7 protein-coding genes are annotated in these 6,960 nt (G+C 55.8%); 3 read left to right on the forward strand and 4 right to left on the reverse strand.

The window, feature by feature from the left end:
• The first annotated feature begins 361 nt into the window (after window positions 1-361).
• The 3 genes from IOB61_RS01490 to IOB61_RS01500 all read left to right on the forward strand — a co-directional run bounded on the left by IOB61_RS01490 (window position 362) and on the right by IOB61_RS01500 (window position 3,200).
• Window positions 362-1,258 (forward strand): hypothetical protein, encoded by an 897-nt coding sequence (locus IOB61_RS01490; RefSeq protein ID WP_290811151.1) that lies wholly within the window; start codon window positions 362-364, stop codon window positions 1,256-1,258.
• Between the two features lie 94 nt (window positions 1,259-1,352).
• On the forward strand, window positions 1,353-2,330 hold the full coding sequence (locus IOB61_RS01495) for a TIGR02281 family clan AA aspartic protease (protein WP_290811154.1): 978 nt from the start codon (window positions 1,353-1,355) through the stop codon (window positions 2,328-2,330).
• Between the two features lie 21 nt (window positions 2,331-2,351).
• A complete protein-coding gene (locus tag IOB61_RS01500) occupies window positions 2,352-3,200 on the forward strand; it encodes a GDSL-type esterase/lipase family protein (RefSeq protein ID WP_290811157.1) in 849 nt (282 codons plus the stop codon).
• Here the strand turns inward: IOB61_RS01500 and ychF are convergent.
• From ychF to IOB61_RS01520, 4 genes are all read right to left on the reverse strand, one after another.
• Complete coding sequence (gene ychF, locus IOB61_RS01505; RefSeq protein ID WP_290811160.1) at window positions 3,197-4,294, reverse strand: redox-regulated ATPase YchF; 1,098 nt, start codon at window positions 4,292-4,294, stop codon at window positions 3,197-3,199. The genes IOB61_RS01500 and ychF overlap by 4 nt on opposite strands.
• Before the next feature lie 106 nt (window positions 4,295-4,400).
• On the reverse strand, window positions 4,401-5,120 hold the full coding sequence (locus IOB61_RS01510; RefSeq protein WP_290811163.1) for a hypothetical protein: 720 nt from the start codon (window positions 5,118-5,120) through the stop codon (window positions 4,401-4,403).
• Window positions 5,121-5,210: 90 nt separating this feature from the next.
• Window positions 5,211-5,834 (reverse strand): aminoacyl-tRNA hydrolase, encoded by a 624-nt coding sequence (gene pth, locus IOB61_RS01515; protein WP_290811166.1) that lies wholly within the window; start codon window positions 5,832-5,834, stop codon window positions 5,211-5,213.
• A gap of 73 nt (window positions 5,835-5,907) precedes the next feature.
• Entirely contained in the window at window positions 5,908-6,501 is a 594-nt protein-coding gene (locus tag IOB61_RS01520; protein WP_290811168.1) for a 50S ribosomal protein L25/general stress protein Ctc, read from the reverse strand.
• Window positions 6,502-6,960 lie beyond the last annotated feature (459 nt).

Consider the following 6,960-nt stretch of genomic DNA (forward strand, 5'->3'; position numbering starts at 1 on the left):
CAGAGCGATTGACCCATGCCTATTTTCAAGCTGCAGAACCAGCCAGCCTCGTGATTGAAGAAGTGGAAGCTTTATGGGCCCGTATCGCTGAACAAGACGACTGGTCTGGCTTTCACCAAAAGCTGGCCGACATTGACCAATTAGCCCTTGCCTTGGCTTAGAGCGGCCCATACTGCAAAAGGCCCCAGAAATTCGGGGTTTCCCACGGTTTACATGGCATTTTATGAGGGGCTTTAGGACCTTTGTAAGTGGCTGCGGCGATAGTATTGGCTGGTTGGGATGACGACCGGGGCTTAAGTCATCATCCAACCCACTTCACGAAGGAACCTTGTGGTTCACTGTGCACGTGGGAGCCATCGAAATGCATGAACGTTTTGCCGCACTATTGCCTCTGACCCATAGCGTTGACTTTGCCCATGATCAGATCTTGGCGAGGTTGAGCGGCTTGTTTCCATCACTGACGTCCAAATTGGGTGTGGTGCGTCCGGGCGGCTTTGCCGCTGGCGGCGAGGGTGGACCTTGCTTTTTGTCGGTTGGTCCAAATGTCATTTCCGTTCATCTCTATCCAGGACCACCCAAATTGGCCGGAAGCGAGGATTTGGATGCCTTATGTCCGGCTTGGTTTGGCTTGCGCAACTCCCACCCCAAGATCCACACCCATGTCGTGGTGCGTTCTGAACAAGATGCCCACCATCCAGCCGAGGCGCTCGCCGTAGCTGCCGCTGTTAGCATGGTAACCTCGGCCTTGATCTCCATCGTGCCGGTTGAGGAAGTGATCTGGAAGACCGGCCATGTCAGTATTGAACCCCAAGCCTTTCAACGCACCGCCCTGCGCCTCACCATTCCTGAAATCAAAGTGGGCCATTGGCTGACTTGGCACGTGGTCGAAGGGCCCATTAGTCCCCAAGGCATGCCCAGCCTGATTTATCATTCCAAGGGCCTTGCGCCCTTTTTTGGCCGTGAACTTGAAACCGTCCCCTCGATTCTGCCGCGCGCTGAGATCGAAAAGCGGGTCCTAGCTGTGACGGATTTTTTGATCCTGCATGGGCCACCTATCCGCGATGACATGCCACTTTATGTGCCAGATCATGATTATGTGCGGGTACGGCTGCGCGATCGGGGCATAATTGACCCCAATCCTGTCTTGATGCTGCGGATCGAGCCGGCGCCTGCGTCTGAAACTGGGCGGGCAAACGGGCTGCGGTTTGGCCAGCCCCTGCCTGCCAATGGGGGCTTTGGTCGGCGGGCCTTGAGTTAAGCCTTTGGCAGGGAGAAGGAAATTCGGGCTTTCTTTTTCCAAAATCTGGTCCATGATCCTTGATCTCGCCTGTGGCGAACCAAAGGGGTAAGGCATGGCACTCAAGCGTCGCGACCTAGTCACCGGTCTAGTGGGTTTTGGTTTATCTGGCCCTGTCTGGGCGCAAAAGGCCCCGCCTTCGGCGAGTGAAACCGTCACGGTAACCGGCCAGACCCCAATTGTGACGTTGCAGACGTGGATTGATCTTTATGGCCGTCCAACCGCCGAAGTGAAGCTAAACGGACAGGGTCCGTTCAAATTTGTTGTCGATACCGGCTCTAACACGTCTGTCTTAAGTCCGCGGGTCGCTAAGGCTTTAGAACTGGCTGAATTGCCGATGCGCACCGTCCATGGTGTCACAGGCTCTAGTCAGGCCCATTTTGCCAAAATCGCCCAGATTGAAACCGGGCGGAGTGTTTCTAACAACCTCACGGTCGCCATTATCGACGCCCCCGCCTTAGACAAGCTGGATGGCATCCTTGGCATGGACATGTTTGCCAATCGGCGGGTGCGGTTTAATTTCAGCCGCAAAACGGTCGATCTGGAACCTGCGACCTCGCGGCGACCACGAAGACTGCCCATATCGGTTGGCGTCAAATTGCGCCATGGTTTGTTGATTGAGGCAGAGGGGCGGGTGGGCAATCTGCGCTCTAAATGTATTTTGGACACGGGCGGAGATACCACCATCGTCAATATGGCCATGCTGAACGCGCTCAGCGCGCGCGCCAGACGGCGGACCCGCCCCGAAGAAGCCCCCGTGATATTGGGGGTCACCAACCAACAGCTCAACGGCGTTTGGGCCAATCTGCCAGAGTTTAACCTCATCGGCCTTAATATTCGCCGCTTAACCGTAGTGGCGGCTGATGCGCCGGTGTTTAAGCTTTGGGGCCTTGAAAACACCCCCGCCATGCTGGTGGGGATGGATATTCTAAGCCAAGTTGAGACTTTGGTGGTTGACTATCGCCGCCGTGAGGTAGAGCTACAATTGCTCTCAAACCTCGTTGGTGGTCAAACCAATGTGTATCGGGGCTAGCCCGATAAAAGGGATAACATTTTGACAGATCCTGCCGGCACTCGCCGCCAATTTCGTTTCGTCCGCTTCTTTGCTGTCCTGTGTATCCCGCTGCTATTATTGGTTTTTCCCCGCGATAGCCAAGCTCAATTCAAGGCAGAGGCGCCGCAAGCCCGGGTTGAATATTGGCAAGCCCGCTTAGCCTCCATGGAAGCGGAATTGGCAGATAAACAAGCCTTGTCGAGCTATCGGCTTGTGTTCTTGGGCGATTCCATCACCGACTTTTTCCTGATGGGCGAGAATTTGTGGTTCCCAGGCGTTACGAATGGCCGGGCGGTTTGGGATGCGACTTTTGCAGGCCAAGATCCGGCCCTCAAGGCGATCAATCTGGGCATTTCTGGCGACCGACTTGAGCATATGCTGTACCGCATTCAGCCCAAGGCCCAAGGCGGCCTTGGCCAATTGGATCATAAGGAATTGAAGCCAGATTATGTGGTCATTCTGGCCGGGATCAATAATTCTTGGGCGAGTGAAACCCCAGCCGATGCCAGCATTGTCGCAGGGGTGAAGGCGCTGGTCGCCAGCGTCCATGCCCGCCAACCCAAGGCCCGGATCATTCTGCAATCCTTGATGCCGACTCAAGAAGTGGCGCGCACCCGCAATATTGTGATCCCGGTCAATCGCGCACTGAAAGCCTTTGCCGAACAGGATCAGCAAAGGGCCTATCTAACCTTTGTTGATCTCTATCCCCATTTCCTCACGCCAGAAGGAAGCCAGAATAGCGCCTTATTCTATGACGGGCTGCACCCGTCCGAAGCGGGGTATCGGGTGTGGCGCGACGTATTGGTCGCCGCGATTGCCGCAGATCGAGCCCGCCAAGCGGTGCGTTAGGACGTGAAGCGGAAATGCATCACATCGCCGTCCTTCACCACATATTCCTTGCCTTCTAGGCGCATTTTACCCGCTTCTTTCGCGCCAGTTTCGCCCTTGAAGGCGACATAATCATCATAGGCGATGGTCTCGGCGCGGATGAAGCCCTTTTCAAAATCGCCATGGATGACACCAGCCGACTTAGGGGCCGTCCAACCACGATGGATGGTCCAGGCGCGTGCCTCTTTTGGGCCGACGGTGAAATAGGTTTGCAGGCCCAACAGGCTATAGCCTGAGCGGATCAGCTTATTGAGGCCAGGCTCATCAAGGCCAGCGGCTTCGAGATATTCTGCGGCCTCTTCATCATCAAGGGCCGCAAGCTCGGCCTCCATTTGCGCGCAAATGACAACGGCTGTGGCTTTATGGGCTTGGGCATAGGCTTCGACTTTGGCCGAATATTCATTGCCGGTCGCAGCCGAGGCTTCATCCACATTGCAGACATAAAGGACAGGCTTTGCCGTCAGCAATTGCAACATGTCATAGGCTTTTTGGTCTTCCTTGGTCGGCACAAACAGGCGGGCGGGCTTGCCTTCATCCAACAGCTTTTTGGCTTCAAGACACAGTTCCAACGTCAATTTAGCGTCTTTGTCGCTTTGCTTGGCCTTCTTTTCCAGATTGGGGATGCGCTTTTCCAAGCTTTCCAAATCGGCAAGCATCAGTTCGGTTTCTACCGTTTCCAGATCGGCGAGGGGGTCGATGCGGCCTTCGACATGGGTGATGTCCTCATCGACAAAACAGCGGGTTACATAGGTGATGGCATCGCATTCGCGAATATTAGCCAGAAACTGATTGCCCAAGCCTTCGCCCTTGGACGCGCCGCGCACAAGGCCTGCAATATCAACGAAATTCATGCGCGCAGGGATGATTTCTTTAGAGCCTGCAATGGCCGCCAAAGCGTTCAGGCGTGGCTCTGGTACCGCCACTTCGCCCACATTGGGTTCAATCGTGCAGAAGGGATAATTGGCAGCCTGTGCGGCGGCCGTCTTGGTGAGAGCATTAAACAATGTGGACTTGCCAACATTGGGCAGGCCCACGATGCCGCATTTGAATCCCATGATGGAGGTCTTTCGTAACTAAGGTGGCGCGCGCCATGAGTGCGCGAGAAAAGCGTGCCGTGTCTTAGACAGTTTGCCGCCCAAAAGCACCCATCAATGGCAGGGCTTACGCAACCGCCAAGGTCCGCCACTTGCGCGCATCTGATTGGAAATGGCGCGGTACGCGCGACAGGCGCACATCGAATTCCTGTAACTCACGCGTGGCGTCCACGTCTTTGCCATTGTGGCGCAGAAAACGAATATAGCGGGCATGGGCTTCCAGTGTTGGGATGCGCGGTGCTGCAAAGGCATAGGCCTCTTCTGCCTCCTCATTCTGCCCCAAGGCTTCTGCCGCGCGTGCAAAGACAAGGGCTTCTGCGGCCCCCTCATGGCCCAAATCCCGCAAGTGGTTGATGCGGTCTAAAGCTTCTTGGTGGCGGCCAAGGTCTACAAGGGCGCGGGCATGGCCCAAAAGGGCGGCATGGTCGTCGACAAATTGGCCTTCAAGACAGTCCCGATAAAGCCGTTCGGCATTGGCAAAGTCGCCAATTTCGGCACTGGCTTGGGCCAGACGTAGGCGGTTGCCCATAGTGGGTGTCAGGTCAAAGGCTTCTTGCGCCGCCCGCAATTCCCGCGTCGGGTCTAAAGCGTGACTTACTTTGCGCTCAGCTTTGCGCATGGTTGAAAAAAGCCCTGTATTGGGCAGGATCTCAAGCAAGATATAAACGGCCGAGCCGATACCGGGCGCAAACAGAATGAAGAAGATCCACCAAAAGGGCCGCCCTGTTCGCAGGACGTGAATGATCAAAGTGACCTGAATAACAAAAGAAAGAATCAGAATGGGCATTGGGCTCGCTATCCTCAAGTATGGGATAGGAGACTCATACAACCTAGGTTTTATCCTGCAAGACGTGGTCTGTGCGCCTTATGCGTGCGCCTAGTTCCCATCACCCGAACCACCGCGCAGCCAAGCTGGAATCGGTGGGGCAGGGGAGAGTTTGGAGACTTCTGTTTGGAAGTGGTCGTGCTTGGCCTCTAATAAGAGGGGGGTCGTGCGGGCAACGGCATCGCATAGGCTGTCGACCCAGACCATTTCGGCGCTTGAGAAATCATCGAGCACATGGCTCAACATTTTTTCGCGCCCGGGATGGCCAACGCCTAAGCGGACGCGTTTGAAGTCAGAACCCGATTGGGCCACGATAGACCGCAACCCATTATGGCCTGCTGTGCCGCCGCCAATCTTGACCCGACACTTGCCCGGCGCGAGTTCGACTTCGTCATAAAACACAATGACTTTCGCGATGGGGATTTTATGGAAGGTCATAAAGCCACCCACACAACGGCCACTTTCATTCATAAAGGTCTGGGGTTTAACGATGATGGCTTTCTGCGGGCCTGCCTCAGTCTCAATCATGCCTTCGCGCGCCAAACCTTGGAGGCGGCTGCGTTCGGCCCCAAATTGATAGCGCCGCGCAATCTCATCCACGGCCATAAAGCCGATATTGTGCCGGTTCTTGGCATATTTGGCACCGGGATTGCCGAGCCCAACCAATAGAAACATCTGATCACCCCATGATCACAATAAAAAAGCCCCGGACGATGCCGGGGCTTTTATCACAAACATCCAAAAAGGCTTATGCTTCTTCGGTTGCTTCGTCTTGCTTGCCACCGCGGCCAATGATGGTCGCAACGGTGAAGTCGCGGTCGCGGATGCTTGGGCGTGCGCCGTCTGGCATGCGAACGGCCGAGATGTGGATCACATCGCCAATGTCGCGGCCAGCCAAGTCGACAACCAATTCTTCTGGGATTTTGCCAGCTGGGACGTCCAGAGCCACGGTGTGGCGAACGACGTTCAGCGTGCCGCCCTTTTTGATGCCGGGGCAGGTGTCTTGGTTCAGGAAGTGCACAGGCACATCCACCGAGATCACCGAGCCTTCTTCAACCCGATACAGGTCAAAGTGGACAGGCATGTCGGTGATGGGGTCCCACTGCACGTCGCGTGGGATCACAGGCTGGCTTTCGCCGCTGTGGTGCAAATCAACCATGTGGGCCAAGAATTTGCCAGAGCGGATCGCCTTCAGCAATTCCTTGCTGGAAGCGGCAATCGCCACAGGCTCTTTGTTGCCGCCATAAAGGATGCCGGGCACAAGGCCTTCACGGCGGGTCTGGCGAGCGCCACCGGTACCAGTGCGTTCCCGCACTTCAACATTGATCACGATGCCGGTCATCCCCGGTCTCCGTTCGTTGGTGTGTAAAAACTGCGCCGCCTACATGATGCAGGCGGCGCATGAGATTTCATGAAGGCGGGGCTATAGGGGAAAGATGAAAAGAACTCAACAGTGGGTGGCAGCTTTAGACCCGCCTGCTGCTGAATAAATATGTTCCTATCCCATATTGGCCTGCTGGTTGCCGATATTGCACGGCCAAAAGCCTTTTTGGGAGGCGCTTGGGCTCGCACTACGCGTGGACGACGCCCATGCTTGCCGCTCCCATGCCAGTCTAGACGGCTACGGCAGGCAAGCCCTGTCCCTTTGCTCATCAGGGCACGCCCTGCCACATGGGGGTTTCGTGCGCTGCGATTCTCCTCGGCCCAGATGCTCGTGAAATTTGGTTGCTTTATGCCGTCAACACTAAGCTCAACCCGCCTTGGCAGGTGGGGCAGTCACAAGATTAGGCGGGTTTAAGGG

The organism is Aquidulcibacter sp. (genome assembly GCF_020253525.1).
Classification (GTDB): Bacteria; Pseudomonadota; Alphaproteobacteria; order Caulobacterales; family Aquidulcibacteraceae; genus Aquidulcibacter.